This is a genomic window from Microcoleus sp. LAD1_D3, assembly GCF_036702135.1.
Lineage (GTDB): Bacteria > Cyanobacteriota > Cyanobacteriia > Cyanobacteriales > Microcoleaceae > Microcoleus.
Genome location: NZ_JAUBSB010000003.1, coordinates 154,008 through 175,188, shown reverse-complemented (window position 1 = coordinate 175,188; position 21,181 = coordinate 154,008). Strand labels below are relative to the sequence as shown.

The 21,181-nt window shown below is 45.0% G+C and carries 21 protein-coding genes; 7 read left to right on the top strand and 14 right to left on the bottom strand.

What is annotated here, in order from left to right; genetic code table 11:
- The first annotated feature begins 121 nt into the window (after window positions 1–121).
- Window positions 122–1,390 carry an MFS transporter gene (locus QUA74_RS02695; RefSeq protein WP_333324697.1) on the top strand — a complete coding sequence of 423 codons (1,269 nt, stop codon included), beginning with the start codon at window positions 122–124 and terminating at the stop codon, window positions 1,388–1,390.
- Between the two features lie 113 nt (window positions 1,391–1,503).
- Here the strand turns inward: QUA74_RS02695 and QUA74_RS02690 are convergent, their stop codons facing one another.
- From QUA74_RS02690 to QUA74_RS02670, 5 genes are all read right to left on the bottom strand, one after another.
- Window positions 1,504–2,271 (bottom strand): ATP-binding cassette domain-containing protein, encoded by a 768-nt coding sequence (locus QUA74_RS02690; RefSeq protein ID WP_333324695.1) that lies wholly within the window; start codon window positions 2,269–2,271, stop codon window positions 1,504–1,506.
- A gap of 158 nt (window positions 2,272–2,429) precedes the next feature.
- Complete coding sequence (glyQ, locus tag QUA74_RS02685) at window positions 2,430–3,308, bottom strand: glycine--tRNA ligase subunit alpha (protein WP_190660228.1); 879 nt, start codon at window positions 3,306–3,308, stop codon at window positions 2,430–2,432.
- A 190-nt stretch (window positions 3,309–3,498) separates the two neighbouring features.
- A complete protein-coding gene (locus QUA74_RS02680; protein WP_333324693.1) occupies window positions 3,499–3,927 on the bottom strand; it encodes an HNH endonuclease signature motif containing protein in 429 nt (142 codons plus the stop codon).
- The gene (locus QUA74_RS02675; protein WP_333324691.1) at window positions 3,924–4,280 is read right to left on the bottom strand and encodes a hypothetical protein; all 357 of its coding nucleotides are present in this window, start codon (window positions 4,278–4,280) and stop codon (window positions 3,924–3,926) included. The genes QUA74_RS02680 and QUA74_RS02675 overlap by 4 nt, the downstream gene beginning before the upstream one ends.
- 114 nt (window positions 4,281–4,394) lie before the next feature.
- Window positions 4,395–4,667 (bottom strand): hypothetical protein, encoded by a 273-nt coding sequence (locus tag QUA74_RS02670; RefSeq protein ID WP_333324689.1) that lies wholly within the window; start codon window positions 4,665–4,667, stop codon window positions 4,395–4,397.
- 142 nt (window positions 4,668–4,809) lie between these two features.
- On the opposite strand from QUA74_RS02670, the gene QUA74_RS02665 reads away from it, so the two are divergent.
- The 3 genes from QUA74_RS02665 to QUA74_RS02655 all read left to right on the top strand — a co-directional run bounded on the left by QUA74_RS02665 (window position 4,810) and on the right by QUA74_RS02655 (window position 8,725).
- Window positions 4,810–7,518 carry a hypothetical protein gene (locus QUA74_RS02665; protein ID WP_333324687.1) on the top strand — a complete coding sequence of 903 codons (2,709 nt, stop codon included), beginning with the start codon at window positions 4,810–4,812 and terminating at the stop codon, window positions 7,516–7,518.
- A gap of 73 nt (window positions 7,519–7,591) precedes the next feature.
- Entirely contained in the window at window positions 7,592–8,182 is a 591-nt protein-coding gene (locus tag QUA74_RS02660) for an Rpn family recombination-promoting nuclease/putative transposase (protein WP_333324685.1), read from the top strand.
- A gap of 9 nt (window positions 8,183–8,191) precedes the next feature.
- A complete protein-coding gene (locus QUA74_RS02655) occupies window positions 8,192–8,725 on the top strand; it encodes a hypothetical protein (protein ID WP_333324683.1) in 534 nt (177 codons plus the stop codon).
- Window positions 8,726–8,899: 174 nt separating this feature from the next.
- Here the strand turns inward: QUA74_RS02655 and QUA74_RS02650 are convergent, their stop codons facing one another.
- The 7 genes from QUA74_RS02650 to QUA74_RS02620 form a co-directional block, all read right to left on the bottom strand.
- On the bottom strand, window positions 8,900–9,187 hold the full coding sequence (locus QUA74_RS02650) for an NfeD family protein (protein ID WP_333324681.1): 288 nt from the start codon (window positions 9,185–9,187) through the stop codon (window positions 8,900–8,902).
- 94 nt (window positions 9,188–9,281) lie between these two features.
- Complete coding sequence (locus tag QUA74_RS02645; RefSeq protein WP_333324679.1) at window positions 9,282–9,569, bottom strand: NfeD family protein; 288 nt, start codon at window positions 9,567–9,569, stop codon at window positions 9,282–9,284.
- A gap of 932 nt (window positions 9,570–10,501) precedes the next feature.
- A complete protein-coding gene (locus QUA74_RS02640) occupies window positions 10,502–10,972 on the bottom strand; it encodes a GNAT family N-acetyltransferase (RefSeq protein WP_333324677.1) in 471 nt (156 codons plus the stop codon).
- 57 nt (window positions 10,973–11,029) lie between these two features.
- The gene (locus QUA74_RS02635) at window positions 11,030–11,671 is read right to left on the bottom strand and encodes a type I restriction endonuclease (RefSeq protein WP_333324675.1); all 642 of its coding nucleotides are present in this window, start codon (window positions 11,669–11,671) and stop codon (window positions 11,030–11,032) included.
- A 43-nt stretch (window positions 11,672–11,714) separates the two neighbouring features.
- Complete coding sequence (locus tag QUA74_RS02630) at window positions 11,715–12,764, bottom strand: DUF1611 domain-containing protein (RefSeq protein ID WP_333324673.1); 1,050 nt, start codon at window positions 12,762–12,764, stop codon at window positions 11,715–11,717.
- Window positions 12,765–12,838: 74 nt separating this feature from the next.
- Complete coding sequence (locus tag QUA74_RS02625) at window positions 12,839–13,621, bottom strand: Uma2 family endonuclease (RefSeq protein WP_333324671.1); 783 nt, start codon at window positions 13,619–13,621, stop codon at window positions 12,839–12,841.
- 74 nt (window positions 13,622–13,695) lie between these two features.
- Window positions 13,696–14,775 carry a dipeptide epimerase gene (locus QUA74_RS02620; RefSeq protein ID WP_333324669.1) on the bottom strand — a complete coding sequence of 360 codons (1,080 nt, stop codon included), beginning with the start codon at window positions 14,773–14,775 and terminating at the stop codon, window positions 13,696–13,698.
- A 121-nt stretch (window positions 14,776–14,896) separates the two neighbouring features.
- Between QUA74_RS02620 and QUA74_RS02615 the strand changes: the two genes are divergently transcribed.
- Window positions 14,897–15,610: a hypothetical protein gene (locus tag QUA74_RS02615; protein WP_333324667.1), complete on the top strand. Its 714-nt coding sequence runs from the start codon at window positions 14,897–14,899 to the stop codon at window positions 15,608–15,610.
- 48 nt (window positions 15,611–15,658) lie between these two features.
- Window positions 15,659–16,105 (top strand): NADAR family protein, encoded by a 447-nt coding sequence (locus QUA74_RS02610; protein WP_333324665.1) that lies wholly within the window; start codon window positions 15,659–15,661, stop codon window positions 16,103–16,105.
- Between the two features lie 454 nt (window positions 16,106–16,559).
- Here QUA74_RS02610 and QUA74_RS02605 read toward each other — a convergent pair whose 3' ends face one another.
- A complete protein-coding gene (locus QUA74_RS02605; protein WP_333324663.1) occupies window positions 16,560–17,264 on the bottom strand; it encodes a hypothetical protein in 705 nt (234 codons plus the stop codon).
- A gap of 195 nt (window positions 17,265–17,459) precedes the next feature.
- The gene (locus tag QUA74_RS02600) at window positions 17,460–17,666 is read right to left on the bottom strand and encodes a hypothetical protein (RefSeq protein ID WP_333032811.1); all 207 of its coding nucleotides are present in this window, start codon (window positions 17,664–17,666) and stop codon (window positions 17,460–17,462) included.
- Window positions 17,667–18,047: 381 nt separating this feature from the next.
- Here QUA74_RS02600 and QUA74_RS02595 point away from each other — a divergent pair, with 381 nt between their 5' ends.
- Window positions 18,048–21,116: a tetratricopeptide repeat protein gene (locus QUA74_RS02595; RefSeq protein WP_333324662.1), complete on the top strand. Its 3,069-nt coding sequence runs from the start codon at window positions 18,048–18,050 to the stop codon at window positions 21,114–21,116.
- The last annotated feature ends 65 nt before the right edge of the window (window positions 21,117–21,181 follow it).

Sequence of the window (21,181 nt, the reverse complement as noted above, 5' to 3'; positions counted from 1 at the left end):
AATAATGAGTCTAGGGGCAGTCCCCCGATGGTTGCCCTTCGCTAATTAGGGGTAAGCCCAGGGGCGCTACCCCTAAAAAATGTTTACCAATCAAATAGGATTGCTCTAGCCGTACTCTTGCATGAATCTACTAGCAAAAATCAAAACAATAAAACTTCCTCCAGCGCTGCGATCGAGAAATTATCGCCTGTTTTTTGCAGGACAAGGCATCTCACTGATTGGCAATTGGATGACGCAAGTCGCTACTGTTTGGCTTGTCTACAATTTGAGCGATTCACCTTGGATGCTCGGCGTGGTGGGATTTATAAGTCAAATCCCCACATTAATTTTACTGCCTTTTGCAGGAGTTTTAATCGATCGCTGGAACCGCCACCGAGTCATAATTGCCACTCAAATATTAGCAATGGTTCAATCCTTAGCGCTAGCATTTTTAGCGCTAACAGGAGTCGTTAACATTTGGCAGATCATGGTACTGAGTTTCTTCCAAGGCGCAATTAACGCCTTTGACGCGCCGGCACGGCAAGCTTTTGTGCCCGAACTTGTAGAAAAGAAAGAAGATTTAGCAAATGCGATCGCCCTCAACGCTTCGATGTTCAACGGCGCCCGATTAATCGGCCCAGCAATTGCAGGTTTGCTAATAGCTACAGTCGGGCCAAGTTATTGCTTTCTCATTGACGGACTCAGCTACATTGCTGTAATTGCAGGCTTATTAGCGATGCAGATCAAAGCCCGTAAAATTGCAGCAACTAATACCAAACCCTTACAAAGATTAAAAGAAGGATTCGTTTATGCCTTCGGGTTTCCCCCGATTCGAGCAATTCTACTGCTATTAGGATTAGTAAGTTTTGCCGGAATGTCGCACACCGTTCTCGTCCCAATTTTTGCCACCAAAATTCTAAACGGCGGCCCACAAACACTAGGCTTTTTGATGGCAGCTTCCGGAGTCGGAGCCTTTGGGGGCGCGATTTATTTGATTTCGCGCCAAAGTATAGTTGGCCTCGGCAAATGGATTGCGATTTCACCCGCAATTATGGGATTTGGACTGATAGGTTTTGGTTTGTCCCACGTCTTGTGGCTCTCATTAATCATGATGTTGTTCGTTGGGTTTGGTTTCATTTTGCAATTTGCAGGAGGAAACACATTTTTGCAAACAATAGTTGAAGACGACAAACGCGGAAGAGTGATGAGCATATACACGATGGCCTTTTTTGGAGTGACACCGTTTGGGAATTTAATTGCCGGCGGATTGGCAAATTCTATCGGCGCTCCCAATACAGTCATCATTGGAGGTATAATTTGTGTTTTAGGCTCCATAGCTTTTACCAAACAGTTGCCAGCTTTAAAAAACTTAGTCCGACCACTTTATCAAAAAATGGGTTTAATTTCCTAAACAATTTGTAAAATACTTTCTTTCTTTATTTATCTCCTCTCTTTCTCCGCGCCCTCTGCGGTTAAAACATCCAAAATAATTACACCAGAGGCTCTGCCTCCAATTTTTTATCTTCACCATTCTTGTTGGGCTTCAGCTTCTGCTTGGATTAAATTTTGCCGCAGTTGTACCCAATTTATTTGATGAGAGGGCAAATCTTCGATGAGCTTTCCGCGCTGTAAATGCAGAATTCGCGTGCTAAATTGCTCGGCTAATTCTAATTGATGGTTTACCATTACAATGGTGGTTTGGCCGTTTGTTAGCTGTATCAATACTTCCAAAAGGTGGGCGGCTTTTCCTGCGTCTAGGGCGGATGTTGGCTCGTCTAAAAGCAAGATTTTTGGTTGCAGGATGATGCCGCGGGCGATCGCCACGAGCTGTTTTTGGCCTGTGGAAAGCTGCAATTCGGTGCGATTGAGCCATTCTTGGGGTATGTGCAGTTGTTCGATCGCCCCGCTAATTCTCTCAGCAATGTTTGATGAACTCACGCCCCGCAGCTTCAAAGGATAAGCCAATGCTTCTCGCACCGACATTCCCAAAAGCTTAGATTCTTGCAGGATGAGGGTGATTTGTTTGCGGAGTTCGATCGCAGGTATTTGGCGATATTCTGTATTTTCCAGATAAATCGAGCCGCTGGTGGGACTGCTGAGCCGATTTAGCAGTCGCAACAGCGTTGTTTTGCCGGCACCTGAAGGGCCAACAATTGCCACGCGAGATCCCTTGTGTACCTGAAATGATATATTTTCCAACAAATGACTTGAGGCGATCGGTGTTTTTAAACTAACATTATCAATTCGCAGTTGAGGATTTGTTTCTGTATTATTTTCCGAATAATTAGGCATTTAATTAATTAAAAATATGGCTTTCGTGGAACAGGCATATTGCCCGTTTTCGAGGCAGGCAAGATGCCCACTCCCCAATCCAACTCACTCTTTGTGGAACGGGCATTTTGCCCGTTCTTAAGGCAGGCAAGATGCCCGCCCTACAATCCAACTCAAACTCAAACTTTTACAGCTTTTTCTAAAGGAAAACCCAGCTTTTCGCGCTGTTCCAAATAAAGCTGAGCCACTCGCCGCGCCAAATTGCGAATTTTTGTGATGTAGCGGGTTCTTTCCGTTACCGAAATCACACCTCTAGCATCGAGTAAATTGAAAGTGTGAGAACATTTTAGCACATAATCAAGACTAGGCAAAACCAATCCTTTTTTGGTCAATTGTTCGGCTTCTTGCTCGTACAAGCCAAATAGAGTAAACAGCAATTCGGGATTGGAAGCTTCAAAGTTATAAGTACACTGTTCTATTTCTCCTTGCAGGTGAACGTCGCCGTAAGTGATGCCATCCTTCCACTGAATTTTCGTCATGGCATCGACTTCTTGGAGATACATTGCTAGGCGTTCTAGTCCGTAGGTAATTTCAATGGAGACGGGGCGACAGTCAATGCTACCGCACTGTTGAAAGTAGGTAAATTGGGTGATTTCCATGCCGTCGAGCCAGACTTCCCAGCCGACGCCCCAAGCTCCGAGGGTGGGCGATTCCCAGTTGTCTTCTACGAAGCGAATGTCGTGGTCTTCTGGGCTAATTCCTAATGCTCTGAGGGAGTCTAAATAGATGTCTTGGATGTTGGGAGGAGAGGGTTTAATTAAAACTTGATATTGATAGTAATGTTGGAAGCGGTTGGGATTTTCGCCGTAGCGTCCGTCGGTGGGGCGGCGACAGGGTTCGATGTAGGCGACAGACCAAGGTTCGGGGCCGATTGCTCTGAGAAAGGTGTGGGGATTCATGGTTCCTGCACCTTTTTCTGTGTCGTAGGATTGGGCGATCAGGCATCCTCGATCGCTCCAGAATTTGTTTAAGGTGGCAATGACTGATTGAAAGTTCACTGGTTTAAATATGCTTAGCGAGTGTCTAAGCTTATTTAAGCATACTCAAGGCACGGTTTATTGAAATAAACCATTTATCGGTGGATATTTAAGTTCTTTTTTCAGGTATATTATATCGATCGAGTTATTGCGATCGATAATAGCAATATTTTCTAGATTGATCGATCCCTACTGCGAGGGAAAAGAGCCATCATGTTGTTTGTGGATAGGGTGGTGGATATTCTCCGCTAGTGATGAGTTGCTCGCGTTCGAGGATGCGTTCTGGGAGGTTAAATTGGAGAATTTTAGCGGTTACGCGCCCTTGCGGAGTCAGTGGGACAATGGTTCCTTTATCTAACCGAAAGTGGTCTGACCATTTCTGGAGACGGGGATTAAAAAAGGGGGTTAGCTGTTGTGTTTCAGGATCGATCGAACCGAGGTCAGTTCCTTTGAAACGGTTGCAGCAAGGACACGATAACGCTAGGTTTTCCACGACGGTGATGCCATCATGTTTTTCGGCAATAATGTGTTCCATTTCAAAGGCGAAAAGTGCAGCCGTTTGGGGAAATCGGCAATACTCGCATTGCTCTCCGGCGCGTTGAGTCACTAACCGACGCAAAGTGGCTGGTACATAACTCATGCTGCTATCTGTAAGTGTTTGTAAGCATGAGCTTTGGCTAAGCGTACCCAATGTTCTAGGAGCAAGTATCGATCGAGTTCGACTTCTTCCGATCGCGAGAGAGTGCCGGATTTATTGCGATCGAGCAATTCGCTCATGCGGGTTTGCAATGCAGGCGTGGGGCGGATAGCGAGGATGACTTCTGGGCTGGGTTGACTGGCAAGCAGTGCGACGATTTGGAGCTCGTCTTGGTAGGGGATGGTTTCTGGGGGGGTGAGTTCCTGGAGTGCGCGATCGAGGGCTTCTGGGAGGCGATCGCCCAGTTGTTGCAGTTGTTCGCCGAGGCGATCGGGGACTTCTAGAATAATTTGCATACTTCGGTAATGTGAAGATGGGAATTGCTTTGATTGTAACAAAAGGGTTCTGGAGCGATCGCTCGATAGTTTGAGTAGCGATCGCATCCACGAATCATGAGACTAACTTAACTTTTACTGCTTGGTGGACTGAACTGGAGTATGAGGAAGCGATCGCCTTGTGATGTCTCCCTCTCCATAGGATCGGTTGCGCGAACGCAAGCACCGGGTTGGTTGTTCGTCCTTGTCTGTTTCACTCACCTCATCTTTCTGCAACGCAGCCAGAATTTGAAAGCACAGCCGGAGCAGAAAGAGCAGAAATCCTGCATGGGGATTGAGCCAGGTGGCAACACCCACTACGGTAAACTCGATAATTTTGAGCCATTTTTTCTTGTGGGAAGCTTTCATGAGATTTATTTTGTTACTGAGCTTCCAACAAGATGCCAAACTTAACCGAGGAAGCTGGTTCAGGTAATGTTCAATGGCTTGTCATATTCTGTCCAGGTTCTGTTCAGGTGGCTATGATAGTTAAAAGACTGAAATAGGGACTATGGCTGGACAGGTGGGACGATCGCTCAAACTCTCGACTGAAGGAATTAAAAAAGCGAATCAGGCTCTAGCAAATTCATTTGTCACAAAGTCAGATTTAGCAACCCATATCAGTAATTCCCGTACAAAGAAGAAAGGAGCATCTGCGAGAAATACGACTGGCATCTCACGGACAACGATTGATGAGTTTTTTGACGGAACTCCAAAAAATGCCAATATTTTCAAAGAAATCTGTGCTGCCCTCAAGCTGAAGTGGCAAGATGTTGCTGATGTGGCTGGGCGATGCGAACCTCAGCCTTTAGCCTCATTTTCAGTCAATTCCCAACCCAGCAACCGCCTGATTCGTTTAGAGGAACTGAAGCGAGAATCCAGAGCATGGTGCATAGAGCGCTTTCGGATTGCTGTCTCCAGCAAAGAGGAAGCTGAGAGTCTTGCTGATGATCTTTCAATTGGATCGCCTCCCTCCAACCTGAGACTTGACCCTGGAAAAGTGAGTCTTGTGGTTGGAGAATTGGGCATTGGCAAGACATTAATTGCACAACGTCTATTTCAGCAAGCAATTCAACAAGCACAGGAAAGTCCAAATACTGCTATACCTGTCTACCTGGAATCGTGGCAATGGCGGCAGGAAAGACCCCTGAAAAAAGCTGTAGAAGCTGCTGCCGATGGCTTGGGCAATCCCAAAACTCAAGGTGCGATCGTGATTCTTGACGGACTCGATGAAGTAGATACCATACTTGCCAGTAAAGTTCTCAGCGAAGCTCATCGTCTCGTTGAGGGATGGGGCAATACGACTGTAATCATCACCAGCAGACCAACCCAATACACTGATGATGTTCAAGGGAAAATCATCGTCCCCTTGCTGTCTCAAGAGCAAGCCTATGCCCTGATCGAACGAGTCTCCAAGCTGCAAATGACTGCGATGATCTGTTCGGGTTGGACTGAATCTATCAGAGATGCTATTCGCCGCCCTCTGTTTGCCCTAATTGTAGCGAGGTATCTGCGGAGGGCGGATGAGAAAGCTCCGCGCTCAAAAGGAGAGCTATTATGGTGGCTTGTTGAAGACGCACTAAAACAAGTAAATGCAGACCCCAGGAATTGCGACCAACTGCTGAAACGATTGGCAATGCTGTGTGTCGAGTGTGGAGGCGATCGGATTCGCGCTACTGATGTTGCACCTACAAAAGATGCACTCAAGCCACTTTTAGATTCTAGGTTGGTTGTTGAGCGTTCCAGAGGAATAATTTCCTTCCCTTTGCCAATCTTAACTGAGTGGTTTGCAGCGCAAAGCTTAGCAGACGACCCATCGAAGGTAGAAAATTTGGTCAGCGATCCTCAGCAACTAGAGAATTGGCGATATCCTCTGACGATTGCTACAGCAACTTTTGGTCACGAGCTAGTGTCAAAACTATTAGTGCCGATCGCGAAAAAATACCCTGCATTTGCTGCCGAAATTGTGCGCGAGGGAACTACACGTTGGGGAGATGAACAGGTACCGCTGCCATCACCCCGCAAGTGCGGACAGCAAATTCAAACAGCAATGCAAGCTTGGATCGAAGGAGTTGGTTCGCTGGCTGAACTCATCGCTCCAATCCGGCAAGATGGTACAGTTAAACCCATTGGTGTGCGGACACATGGCACGAGAATCGAAGTCGCCTGGTATGAAGGTAGTGAGAATTTACAAAACGTAGTTGATTTGCCCCTGGATTTGAATTGGTCTGGCTCGCAGGAGCGGTACAAATGGCCGAGGGTCATGACTTCCCGACCCGGACATGAGTCAGCTTGGGCTTGGCGTTGGACACTCGATCAACTCGTCAAAAACCTTTCACGACAACTAGAATCCCCTACATTGTTAGTTGATAGCGAACCACTCATTCGCGAAGCTGCGTGGCGAGCAGCACTTGCCATTGTCAAATATCGATCAAATTCTAGGTTGACCACACTCAAGTGGTGGGAACTTGATGAAGTTCCCCTAGTACAAATTGAGGCAACTCTCTCCGAAATTGAAGCACAAGCTAAGTTGAATTGCAACGTTATTCTGCCAGATATAGGCAATTCTTTTAGAATAAAGGAACAACAATACTATCTCAATCAACTCAGAAAAGAGGTTAACCGTCTTCAGAGTTTGGGTGAGTCTGCATTGCAGAATCCTTGGCCTAATATCAATCCAACTCTGTGTGAATCGCGTGGGCAAGGGTACACTCTAGAGCGACTGCATATCCGTGCAGAAAAGGTTTACAAAGGAGCGCTTGATGCTTACCAGTTAATTGTTAATACCTGGTTTAAGCAACTAATTCCGGGACTGCCGATAGCAGCAATGTTACCAGCTCGTCTTGTGGGCGAGATTTCAGCATCTCCTCCCAATCCAGGACCTTTTGGCAGTCCTCCCTACTTGGATTGGTTCCTATTTGATTGGTTCCTAGAACCATTACCAGAAAATGCAAAAAATAAGATTGAGATTGCTATTAACGAACATTATATCCCTCTTGTTGAAACTCACAGAGGTAAGATAGATTTTTCTTCCAAACAACTAAGCTTGTTACGCCCGAATTCAGCTATATGGATAAGAAATGTGCCTCACGACGGTAATTTTGACGACAATTTTTTTCGCCACATTCCTGCCACGGCTTTGGCTTACTCTTGGTTGCAGAAGGATCTCATAAAAATTTTTGGTTTGGGCAGTTTTTCTCGTCGCATTCGCTTGGATTAGGAAAGCTAGCAAGTATGAAAGCAGATTATGATGAAAGCCCTCGTCACAAGTCATCGATTCGCATCGACAACTCATGAAAACAGACACCATTTTCTACAGCCTGTTTCAGGAATTTCCCAGCTTCTTCTTTGAACTGATCGATCGTTCTCCAGACGAAGCCGCCGCCTATGAATTCACCTCCCGCGAAATCAAACAACTCGCATTCCGCATCGACGGGTTATTTCTCCCCAAAACCGAAGAACCTGAAAAACCATTTTACTTAGCTGAAGTTCAGTTTCAACCCGATGCCGACTTGTACTACCGCATCTTTGGCGAACTCTTTCTCTATCTGCGACAATACAAACCACTCAATCCTTGGCGCGTCGTTGTCATCTATCCCAATCGCCGCATCGAACACGAACAGATGCTGCAATTTCAGGAGCTCTTAACCAGTCAGCGCGTCCAACGGATTTACCTCGATGAATTGCCAGAAGCCGCAGATCGATCGCTGGGAGTCAAAGTTGTTAAACTGGTAATCGAGCCAGCAGAGACAGCAGCAGAACAAGCACGGCAGTCGATCGCAATGGCCCGACAACAGTTGTCCGATCCAACCGTTCAACGCGATTTAATTAACCTGATCGAAACAATTATCGTCTATAAACTTCCCGAGAAAAGCCGCGAGTAAATTGCCGCCATGTTTAATTTAAGCGAACTCAGACAAACTCGATTTTATCAGGAAGTCAAGCAAGAAGGCTTAGAAGAAGGACTCGAACAAGGTAAGCGGCAGGCGAAGTTAGAAGCCATTCGTCGGATGATAGCGTTTGGAATGAATTTAGAGACGATCGCGCACTTATTAGATTTGTCTCTCGAATTTGTTCGCCAAACAATTAACAAAATCCAACGGGAATCGATGTCACTCCCCGAACAAAATATCGACTCGTTTATCGAACTATTAACTCAGCAGCGATCGCTCTTCTCGGCCGAACAATTAACCGAACTAGCCCAGCTAATTGAACCCTTATTCGATGAGATCGATGTCCTTTCAGAAGCGATTTCATCCTGGGCTGAAAATTACCCTTCAATTCAGGAAGCTCAAGCCAAACTGCTCGAACCACTACCGCCGATCGCTAAGGCATCAGAAAAAGCAGCAGTCAGCGGAGAAAGTAGCGAATCTCAACTCCGCGATCGCCTCAACAAACAAGCTCTCAAAAATGCCATTTTATGGTAGCGCGATCTTCCATATTTCTACTGGCAAATAAACTGAGGCAGATATTGCTCTCTTGCGTCAGGTGTTGAGTGGAAGCGATCGCCAAATTGCCACTAAAAAACATAATAGTCAGAACCCCGACTTCTTCAAGAAGTCGGGGTTCTGACCGTGAACAGGTTTAGAGCGAGTTCTAGTTTAGTTTGCAGGAGCTAGGGAAACTAACAGAGTGATGTTGTCAACGCCGATGACATAAACGGTGTCTCCCGGTGTGAGGGTGATTTGGCGATCGCACCGTGCGGGCCACCAGCTACCTTGGAAGCGGACGCGACCTGTTTGATTCGGGTAAATCGATTCATCAACCACTGCTTCTTCGTTGAAATAGTTAAAATTGGTGTTGATGTAGTTGTCGATTAACATATTGTTTTCGGTGCTGTAGGTGTGAGTAGAAAAAATTGAACCGAAAGCTTTTATTACGTTAAACATTTTGTTGACTCCTTTTGTGTTAAAATATATGGAAGTTTAATCGCCTATAGATGCTATTTAAAAGGTTGCATTTCCTGGTCGTTCATGCTCTGATTTAGTCTGCGGGAGCGAGGGAAACTAACAGAGTGATGTTGTCAACGCCGATGACAAAAACGGTGTCTCCCGGTGTGAGGGTGATTTGGCGATCGCAACGTGCGGGCCACCAGCTACCTTGGAAGCGGACGCGACCTGTTTGATTCGGGTAAATCGATTCATCGACGACAGCTTCTTCGTTGAAGTAGTGGAAATTGGTGTTGACGTAATTTTTGATGAGCATATTGTTAGCTGTGCTGTATCCTTGGGTAGAGAAAATCGAGCCGAAAGCTTTTACTACGTTGAACATGATATTTACTCCTGTGGTGTTAAAATATATGGATGTGTAATTGTCTGTTTATGCTATTTGAGAGGCTGCATTTCCTAGGTTAAGATTGATTGATTGCCTTGATATTTCATTGTTCTTGCCTTCCGTAGTTTTATCAGGATAAAAGGCCAAGATTTTTTGAAATGTTGAGGGGATTTGAGAAGCGGTTGCGGGGAGTATAAATCCAGTAATTCCGAGGTATTGAATTACGGATTTCATGGTTGAGCAGTTGGTGGGATTTACCTCAAGGGTAGATGTTGTTAGCTACATTAGAGATTCTCTGATTCCGCATTACTGCTGCTGTGAATATCTGTAATTTTTGGGTTTAATTTTTGGGTTGAATTTTTTGATTGGGTTGTGACTCACTTGCTTTACACTTACTAATTTGCCAGGAGTCCAATGTCTTTGGTGCGATCGCCAGTCCACTTTCCGAGTCTGGTACTGGCACAGGACACTTTCCCCCCTGCCTGCAACGATTTTGCAAAGGTTGCTGCCTAAATATCAGGCTGGTAGCTGTGCCAATATAGCCAACTGGACTACCGCCAACAGTGAATTATGAACTTACGCAGTCTCCATCGCCCAATCCGGAATATCCATACATATCTAGTCCGTGACTTACGCACCAAACCCCTAAAAACCCGGTTTCTGACACTCTGTGCGCCATTAGGGGCCCGTAAGCGGATCTATGATATAAGCGGTCAACTTGGGCACTCACCCGCCTTTGCCATGCGATGTTGATTTGTACCTACCTCTTTAGTTATAGAAAATAGGCGATCGAGACTTACGCAGATATCAGGAGGCGGTAGGAGTTTTTGATCGATGCAGGTCGATCGCACCCTGTTATCCAATTATTGAACAGGTCGAACTTAAAATCCATTCATAAATTCAGAATCTTAAATTCATAAAAGTCATAATTATAGACAACCTGCTTGATACTGCATAATTGTTACAGGAATTTTGAATAAAGTTTTAGCTAATTGAGACAAACCGAACTTGAATTTAAGCGACTGCGGCAATTCTTGTACGGAAACTTCTACGAAGCCAAAGCGAGTATAAAATGATGCGAGTCGCTTTCCCAAACATTCTAAATATAGCGGTTCTGTAGCTTGTTGAATTAAATATTTTGTGAGGTAGCTTCCCAAACCTCGATCGCGCCAATCTTTCGCTACCACCAAACTGCCTAATTCTTGCACGCCCGCAAAGTTCCGCAACTGCCCGCAAGCTGCCAATTTTCCCTCGCATTCGATGACCCAGAATTGCTCCCAGCGCAACTGAGTTGGATCGAGTCTTGCGCTCCACACTAACTTTCTAATTGATTTGATATCTTGAGCTGATGCTGGGCGGATGGCGCATTCAGACGGCAACTCCAAAGAATTTTCATTCATTGTGATTTTTGTTGGCTGTCTCGTTTAGTTTGAGTTGTCCACAGCCTTATTATGTATTTAAGTAGAAGATGTGTTACTCGCAATTATACCAGCTAGTCGCTTCAAAATGCGAAAAACTTCGTAAAGTTCGTTTCCTTGACTCCCAATATCGAAAAGTTTAGACACGGCATACTGCGGTATGTCTCGTTTGGTCACTTTGATAAATCGAAAACTGCTGCCATTTGTCAAAAGCCCAAAGGTTACTTGTTCTGGACTGGGGTCATTCAGCATATAAAATAGTAACTGAGGAAGTCCAGCTTCAACGGAATATTGTGCTCGCTTCGCTTCGAGCGCAACCACCCAAAAAGATTCAATTAAAAGCAGAACATCAATACTTCCTCTGACAAGTATACCTTCATCCACGGTGACAAGTTCCACCGATTTTTCGGCTTCTATATGAAAGGGATTCAGGTATAAATCTGCTAAAAATAGCAATGGAGCAAGTACCACCATTTTCACGGTATCTTCTATCATGGAGTGGTTGGCACTGTTAGTATAGCCAGCCTTTACTTTGTCTAAATATCGCTTTTCTTCATCAGTAATTTCAGGTAAATCGTCAATCCACTCCCGGAAGAATTGCTCGTCTTCACAAAGTTGGAAGTTAAATTTTGTTTTGACATCGTGCAGGGTCAGTGTTTTTGCTTGAATGCTTGGTGTCATAGTTTTATGTAGCTATTTGCTGGTTGGTGTTGATTGTAGCAGATCAACTGTCGATCGCCTCCCACAAAACCTCCCCGCCAAACCTTACGGCATCGGTACAAGGCAATCCCGTTTCTGCTTGAACTTCAGCTATTGCTAACAGCGCATCTGCCTCATTTAAGTGATGAGTGTTGAGGGCGATCGCGCTCACTTTTCCCCCTAAAAAAGCACCCGCAGCGGCAGCAACCATTTCGTACAATTCAACCACTTTTGATAACCTGGGAATCGATACGTGCGGGTGATTGCGAATGCTAGTTTGGCCGGCTCTGTGCGCTAAAATTAAGTGAGTTGGCTGCGAACCCCGCAACAGCGGCAGAGTCGCCGTCGAACCCGGATGCAATAGCGAACCTTGCCCTTCTACGTGCAGAATATCGCATTCAGAACCCAATTTTATCACCATTTGTTCGACAGCACCAGCGGCGAAATCAACTCGCACTGCATCCAAAGGAAGGCCTTCATTTCCGATCATTAAACCAGTTTGTCCGGTTGCCAAAAATTTGGAACGCAAACCCCGCTGCAAGCAAGTGCGATTGAGTTCCAGACTGGTTGACATTTTGCCAACACTCATATCTGTGCCGACGGTTAACACGCGGCGACAACTTAATTTAGCCGCAGCAGCAGAGGCGATCGCACCGACAGATTTCGGTTCCTGACGCACGTCCCAAATCCATTGATTTTCGGTTAACTGAACTGTTATCAAAGGTGCAAGTTTCGCGTGCAAACCGTTGACAACTGACAAACCTGCTGCTACCGCTTGATTAATTTCTGGCAGCCATTCCGCAGGCAAAACCCCGCCGGAAGGAGCGATACCAATTAGCAGAATATCCGGCGCAAATTGCAGTGCTTCTGCAACGGAAGCAACTATCGGTACTTGTTGAGGAAGGCGAGTTAATTCAGGTAAAGATTGTCCGGCACATTGGCGGTCTATTACTGCTACAATTTGTGCTTCGCTGTAGCGCAAAAATGCTAAACCTGTTTTCCCGGAAGAACCGAGAATTCCCTCGTGCAGCAGGATTGCAACTTGGCCATTTTTGATCGGATAGTTTTTAGTCATTGATTTACTTGTGAGATGGGGGATTTTAGATTTTAGCTTCAATCTAAAATCTAAAATCTAAAATCGATTGGGTGTTAGCTGCGATTTTGGTTCAGGGTAAGATCATTCGGATCTTCTCCCAATTCTCGCAATCTGGCCTCTAGTCGCGAGGCTCGCTGGCGTTCCTGTTCCGCTTGCTGTTGAGCGGCTTCGGCTTGTTGTTGAGCGGCTTCCTCCGGCAACAAAACTAAATTGCCAGATTCATCGAAAAAACGCACCCAAGTTGCTGTTTCTCGATCGACAATTCCTTCCCAAGTGCCCAACCAAAAACCTAACGTTTCGCACCACAACCAACCCCGCTCGTTGGGCACTAACGGCTGATAGCGCCGGCTGGCATCTAAACGCCATCCTTGCAAAGAATTCGGAGCGAAAGGATCGAAAACAAAGTAATCAGGAGTTCTAAAAACCTGCTCGTAAATATCCTTTTTTTTGCCTGTATCCTGATTTGCCGTTGACGGCGACAGCAGTTCCACAATCACATCCGGGTAACGTCCGTTTTCTTCCCAAACTACCCACCCTTGTCGGGAAGTATTGCTGTCAACACCCAACACAGCGAAAAAATCCGGGCCTCGGAAATCCTGATTCCGAATCTGTTTAGCGCTGTAATAAATAAACATATTGCCACCGACAAAAAAATCGTTGCGGTTAGCTAAACCTTGTTCTACAGAACGGATTAAAACGGTCATTGCTATACGGTGGCGGTTGCTTTCCATTTCTGCACCATCATCAAAAATTAAATCAGTCGGCGGCTTGTGTTCTTCAAAGAAAAGCTTGGCTTCTCGATCGATTCCCTGTCCAATTGATTCTACTGGTATCATACTATCTCCAGATTTATTTTTATCTGTCAACTGTCAACTGTCAACTGTCAACTGTCAACTGTTTAACGAGACTTCTATTCTACAATCTCAACTCGCTGCACTCCCAATCCCGATCGCCCGTTTGGCAGCAAACACCCATTTTCGACGATCGCACCGGTGAAAGGATCGTCTAATAAATTTAAGTGACTGTCCAAATCCAAATAGTCAGCTAGCGGTGAAAGTTGTGCTGCTGCTGTATTTGCGATCGCGCTATCTGAATAGCAGCCGAACATTACTTGCAAATTGCAGGCTTTGGCTGTGTGAATCATCCGCATTGCTTCGGTCAATCCGCCTGACTTCATCATTTTGATATTGATGCCGTGGAAGCACTGCGCTAACTTGGGTATATCGGAACTATTAAAGCAACTTTCATCAGCAAAAATTGGCAGGGGCGATTGACGGTACAGTTCTGAGAATTCATTCATATCGGCGAGGGGTGAAAGCGGCTGTTCGACATAATTTATCTGGTATTTTTCCAGCCAGTGACACATCTCTGCTGCATCTTTTAAACTCCAACCGCCGTTAGCATCTACACTGATTTTAATGTTAGCGGGTGCCTCGTCTAGCACTGCTGTTAACATAGCTTTGTCGGCTTCGATTCCTTCGGGATTTCCTAATTTAACCTTGACGGCGCGGTATTTGATGGTTGCTGGATCTGTCGCATCTTTGCCAAACCAATCGTGCACTCTTTCTCTTGCACCAGACGGCGAATTAATGCCGATTGTGACGGAGGTGGGGACGATGCGCGATCGATCTAATCCCCACATTTTCCACAGCGGCAAGCCTGCTTTTTTGCCCAGCCAGTCGTGCATTGCCATGTCTATACCGGCGCGGGCGGCTGAGGGTAAGTTTACCTCTGTTAATACTTGTTCGATTTTTTGGCGATCGAAGGGAGTAAACTTTTCTAGCAGCGGTGCAACTTCCTGCAATGCGACTAGCAGAATTTCGGTAGTTTGGGGCCGAGAACCTGTGGAAAAGGGCGATGCTTCTCCCCAACCTTCGATGCCTTCGTGTGCTAATTTTACCCATAAATTCGTACTTTGGGCTGTTGTACCGCGGCTGATGGTAAGGGCAAACCGCTTGCGGACAGTGAAGGTTTCAATTTGAACGTGCATTGTCAGTGATTGGTGATTTTTTGTAGATAAAAATCCGAGGTGGCGGATTGCGCCGCTCTTGCGATTTTTGACTTTTTACTTTATAGTTTGATTTTGCTTGTTCTAGTTTATCAAAAACTTGATGAAATTCCTTATTTCTGTTTCGCCGAAGAGAGTTGCCTTCTCTCTCAGCATTTGGGTGCTCTTCTTTGCTGTTGCTGGTTGCATCGTACAAGTCCTGCGCTACGGTTTTAACTATAAAGAACGCTGGATTAGTTTGTTTAACTTAGACCAAGAAATAAATTATCCTTCGTGGTACTCGTCATTTACTTTGCTGTTTTGCGCGATTTTGCTAGGTATTATTGCTAGTGCTAAGAAGAAGCAGGGCGATCGGTATTTTGGGCACTGGAAAGCGCTGGCGTTCATGTTTGTATTTTTTTCTTTAGATGAAATATTGAGTCTGCACGAAATATTAATTATTAACGACTTGCGAAAGGCACTGCATTTAGGGGGAATTTTTTACTTCATTTGGGTAATTCCGGGGGCGATTTTTGTTGGGGTTACTGCGCTGGCTTATCTCAAGTTTCTCCGGCACCTACCCCGGAAAACAAGGAACTTTTTCTTACTAGCAGGCAGTATATATGTGGGTGGAGCACTTGGCATGGAAATGGTTACTGGCTATTATGCAGATGCGGTAACTAAACGAAACTTGATATACGGTTTGATGGTTTGTGTTGAGGAAATTTTGGAAATGGTAGGGGTGATCGTATTTATCTATGCCCTGCTGTCTTACATTGGTTCCCATCTTGAAGATATTGATGTGCGGTTGAAGATAGTGCAGAATCAAGAGAGGTAAAACTGACGGTTGACCAAAATTATTAGGGCGGTTGAAATCGCAGACATTATGACTATCTACTTTTACAGCACTCGCAGCGAATACGGCTGTTTTTCTAATTTTTCCAGTCATGGATTCGAGTTAGACGGAGAATATTGGCCAACTACTGAACATTATTTTCAAGCACACAAGTTTCCCAAAACGGCTCATTGTGACCAAATTCGCCAAGCAAAAACGCCGAAAGATGCCGCACAAATGGGGCGCGATCGCTCTCGTCCCCTCCGCAAAGATTGGGAAGAAGTAAAAGATGATATCATGCGAAAAGCCGTACTCCGCAAATTTGAAACTCATCCTGAAATTAGAGAAATTTTACTTGCTACAGCGGATGAGGAAATAGTCGAAAATTCCCCTGTTGATTACTATTGGGGTTGCGGTAAAGATGGCAGCGGCAAAAATATGTTGGGCCAGATTTTAATGGAAGTAAGGGAAATATTGCAAAAACGCACGTCAGAGTAAAACAGAACTTAAATTTTCTAAACTAAAGCAGGACTTATTTAATCCTAAGTCCTGCAATGCTCGTCAGCGAGCATTTCCTCAATTTTCTTAAACACTGAACTCAAAAATCGGTCTGAGCAACTGTCAAAACCTGTGTCAATCTCGTCGGGCTGTTCTAGTAGAGGGTTTAGCCTCTCCTCAGAGACTGCGAAGCAGGGGAAACGGTAAAAACCCTGCACCACTTTTTTTGTTTTAACAACTACTCTCAACCGGAATTAACTTTTATGGTCGCAAGTACAGCATTGTTAGCCAGTCGCCTCCCGGACACCGTTCCCCTAATGTTGGCGATTCACAGGTAAAACAGCAAAACACCTGTTCTGGTTAAAGTTTGTTTTTTATTTATGCTGTATCTTTACTATTGTGTACGATTTGTGGAAAGTGTCAGCACTCGTACAGAATTCTTTACATTTGTGATTTATTTGGATACAATCGCGCCACTCTGTCGCAGTTGCTGTTGACTTCTATTAAATTCTTTCTGTTCTGCGCTTAGCAAACTATTGTCGATCGGCGATCGCATATCCCACTGCAATTCGGACAATAACAACAAACAGCCCGCCATAATTATTCCTGTGGTTAGATATTGCCAAGGTGCAACAAAAGTTAATAGAGGGATGCTAAATAAATGAGTTAGTCCAATCAGGAGAAAAGTGCGCGATCGCAAACCGAGTCCCGTCAACAAATAGCCGATCGCGCTCAACCCCAACCACAAATCGCAAAGGTGCAGCAACAAACCTCCCCAACCGGCAAAAATACTGCAATCCGTCAAAACCAAACCAGTTATCATCAAAATCGCCCAAGAGTAAAGAATCCAGCTAACTCGCTCGACTCTTACCCAAAACAAAGTCAAAACAGCCATTCCCGCAGTGCCAACTAAAGTCAAAGTTGACCACAGAATCGCCTGAAAGCTCCAACTGATGGGGAAAAACTGAGCGGTAAAAAAAATCCCCCCTGTCACCAAACCCCAAAGCAGAAAAGTTTGGTCGATGCGGGTATAAAGTCCTGAGAAAAGAGTAATATTTCCAATTTGCCAGCGGAGTTGCAACAGGCCTTCGCGGTCTTGTACGTCGAGATGTTCCTGTTTGCAGCGGATTAGGGGTTCGGAGGCGTTGAAAAAGGTCATCCAGTGTTGGGGAAAGTATGAAGTTTTGTGTATTCTAACAAGTCTTAAAGAAGATTTTTTATATTTTTTTTTGTTCCCCGGCTCCGCCTGGGGAGGTAGATTTGGAGACTCTGCCTCCCGCGAGTCTAAGACTTGGGAGGCAGAGTCTCTGGATATCGATTCCCAGGCAGAGCCCGGGAACCAGGGAACCAGTGATTATTTGTGTTTTTTGTTCAGGGTTTTGGTCAACTGAGTAATCGAGTTGAGCAAAGTTTGGGAAAAGTAAGCCATCGCAAAAATCACGGCTACTGCAACTCCTCCGTACATCAGTAAAGGCATGAAACCTCCAGTTTCAGGCGGTGTTGCCGAATCAGTTGGAGCCGTAGAAACCAGAATGACTTGGTTGGTGCTAAAATCAGACATATAAACTCCTTGGTCTGTACAAAGACCGTAAAAATGGGAACTTGACGAGCGTTTATGGTTGCAGCCAGTCGCTCTGAAAAAAACAAGCGATCGAAAGCGTCTCTAGTAACAGCTAGGGGCGCTTGTTTGCTTGTTAAGGGCAGTCTAACACTGCTTTAAAAAATGTACAACAAAACTAACGTATATTTTTAAAATTTATGGTAAATTAGACGTATAAATTATAAAAGCCTTGTCTCACAAGCATTTTCTCCTTCCCGGCTCTGCCTGGGGAGGCTGATCCGGAGGCTCTGCCTCCTGTTTTCCTCCGCAACCGACGACGCAGAGCCTCTAGATATCGGTTCCCCGGCTGTGCCTGGGAACCAGTTAAACCCAATAGATATTATGAAAAATACATTTATCTCTCAATTTACTCCTAGCTTGATATCACCAGAAACCCTGGAAGCTATCTTAGTACAGCGTCACGCACTGGCAGAACATTTAGTAAAGCTAATTCGGGTGAGCGCGCTAACAGATAACAAGCATTTTCAACTACTAATAGGGTCGCGTGGCATGGGCAAAACGCACTTGGTTTCCCTGATTTATAATCGCGTAGCTAAGATGGAAGATTTGCAGGATAAATTGCTAATTGCGTGGCTGCACGAAGAAGAGTGGCATAGTATTGCGTCTTTTTTGGATTTATTGCGGGGAATATTCCGGGCAATTGCTAAAGAATATAAGCCAGAATATGAAGCTCAGTTAAAGAATGATGTTGAAAAGCTTTATGATTTGTCGCCGGAGCAAGCTGAATTTAAGGCCGCAGAATTGCTGAGAGACTTTGTTGGCAAGCGGGTGCTGTTGTTGATTGTCGAAAATTTAGAGGACGTGTTTAGCGGCTTGGGGGATTTCGGGCAGAAGCAGTTGAGGGCGTATATTCAAAATTATTCATTTTTGACACTTTTGGCAACATCACAAAGCTTGTTTGATGGAGTCAAGCTCTCTAATAATCCTTTTTATGATTTTTTTGATTTACATGAATTAGATGAGTTTAAGCTCGATGATGCTGTAGCTTTATTAAATCATATTGCCAACTTAAAAGGAAATAATGATTTAGCATCTTTTATTCAAACTCCCACAGGGCGAGATCGCATTAAAGTTGTGCATTACCTTTCTGGTGGCAATCCTCGCGTCTATATTATTTTTTCTGATTTTCTGATGACTCCAGAATCGCTCGATAAACTGGTAGAACCGTTTATGGAAATGCTGGATAGCCTCACGCCTTACTATCAGGATCGGATGAAATATCTATCAAATCAGCAGCGAAAAATTGTTGATTTTTTGTGCGATAGAGGGGGGGGCGCACCAGTCAAAGAAATTGCTAAACGCTGTTTTATCGAGCAGCGAACTGTATCTAGCCAACTTAAAGATTTGCGAGATAAGGGTTATGTCAAAACTGAAGAAATAGGACGAGAGTCTTGGTATGAATTGCGGGAACCATTGATGCGTTTTTGTCTGGAGGTAAAGAAGCAGCGCAATCAACCGATTCGATTAATTGTGGATTTTATTCGGGTTTGGTATACGCGGCAAGAGTTGCAGCAGCGATTGGGATTGAGGATGGCGGATGTTGATTTGGCGGAGAAAGAAAGTCATTTTATGTATCGGCCAGGTTTGAAACCGATTCCACCTGATGCTGTCATGGAACGAGAATATTATACGCGGGCGCTGGAGGCTATTGAGAGAAATGAGGAAGACCCGCGTCTGAAGGCTTATTTTGATGAAATTGAAAATTGTATTGAACAGAAAGACTATGTTTCAGCTTTAGAATATGCGGAAAAATTGGTAGCAAGTCGCGGCGAGGCAAGGGATTGGGGAGAAAAGGGACGCTGTTTAAATAGCCTGGAACGCTACGATGAAGCATTAGAATGTTTAGATAAGGCTATTGAAAGTGACTCCAATTATGCGAGGGCTTGGGCGAATCGAGGCGATGTACTCGAAAGTCTTAAACGCTATGATGAAGCCTTAGTATCCTACGAGATGGCGATCGAACTTGACGAGTATGATCCGTGGCATTGGGCTAAGCGAGGTTATCTACTCAACAACCTCAAACACTATGAAGAAGCCTTAGAATCCTTTGATCGGGCGCTCGAGCTTGACGAGGATGATCCGTGGGATTGGGCTAGCAGAGGCGATGTACTCGACAACCTCAAACGCTATGAAGAAGCTTTAGAATCTTACGATAGGGCGCTCGAACTAGATGCCAATTATCAGTGGGCTTGGCGTATGCGAGGTGATGTACTCAACAACCTCGAACGCTATGAAGAAGCCTTAGAATCTTACGATTGGGCGCTCGAACTTGACGAGAATGATCCGTGGGCTTGGGTTCAGCGAGGGGATGTCCTCGACAACCTCCAACGCTATGAGGAAGCCTTAGAATCTTACGATCGGGCGATCGAACTTGATGCCAATTATAAGTGGGCTTGGGCTACCAGAAGTAATGTACTCAACTACCTCGAACGCTATGAAGAAGCCTTAGAATCTTACGATCGGGCGATAGAGCTTGATGCCAATGATTCGCCTGTTTGGGTGTTACGAGGCAATGTACTCAAAAACCTCAAACGCTATGAAGAAGCCTTAGAATCTTACGATCGGGCGATCAAACTTGATGCCAATGATCGGTGGGCTTGGGCTTTCCGAGGCATTGTACTCAACAACTTAAAACGCTACGATGTAGCTTTAGTATCTTTTGATCGCGCGATCGAACTTGACCCCAATGATAAGTGGAATTGGGTTCAGCGAGGTCATGTACTCGACGACCTCAAACGCTATGAAGAAGCCTTAGTATATTACGATCGGGCGATCGAACTTGATGTCAATTATCAGTTGGCTTGGGTTTTACGAGGCAATGTACTCAAAAACCTCAAACGCTATGAAGAAGCTTTAATATCTTGCGACAAAGCGATCGAACTTGGTGATCAATCTTCATATGCCTTGTTCAACCGCGCTATTGCCCTTCTCGGATTAAATCATTGGAATGCAGGTATCGGCGCGTTATACGACGCATTCCAACGCCTAGAACCAGACGAGGAAGCTTATGCAGAAGATGCCGATTTAATTATCCGCAACCTGTTCATCAACACGCACGATATACCGATATCTCAAACTCGCATCACCAGCCTGATTGCAGTTTACAAAAAATACGAATATCTCTCAGTCTTAGGACAGGGAATTGTGGGAAATATCCCCCTGCTAATGTCAGAAATGGTAAGCGACCAAGCCGCACGCACTTGGTTAGAATTGTGGCGAGAACCAACCAGCAACTACAAACAATTCCAAATTCCCATCCGCCTGCTGAAAGCGGCTGTCCGCTATAAGGAAACCAAGGGCGACAGACGAGTTTTGCTAGAACTTGCGATCGAAGAACGCAATTTATTAGAACCGTTAGTTTCAACAAAACCCGAACAAGCTGAAAACTAAACTTGCAATAATTTAGATAAGCAGCAATTTACACTATACACTTAACATTGTGTAAGTCCTTTTAT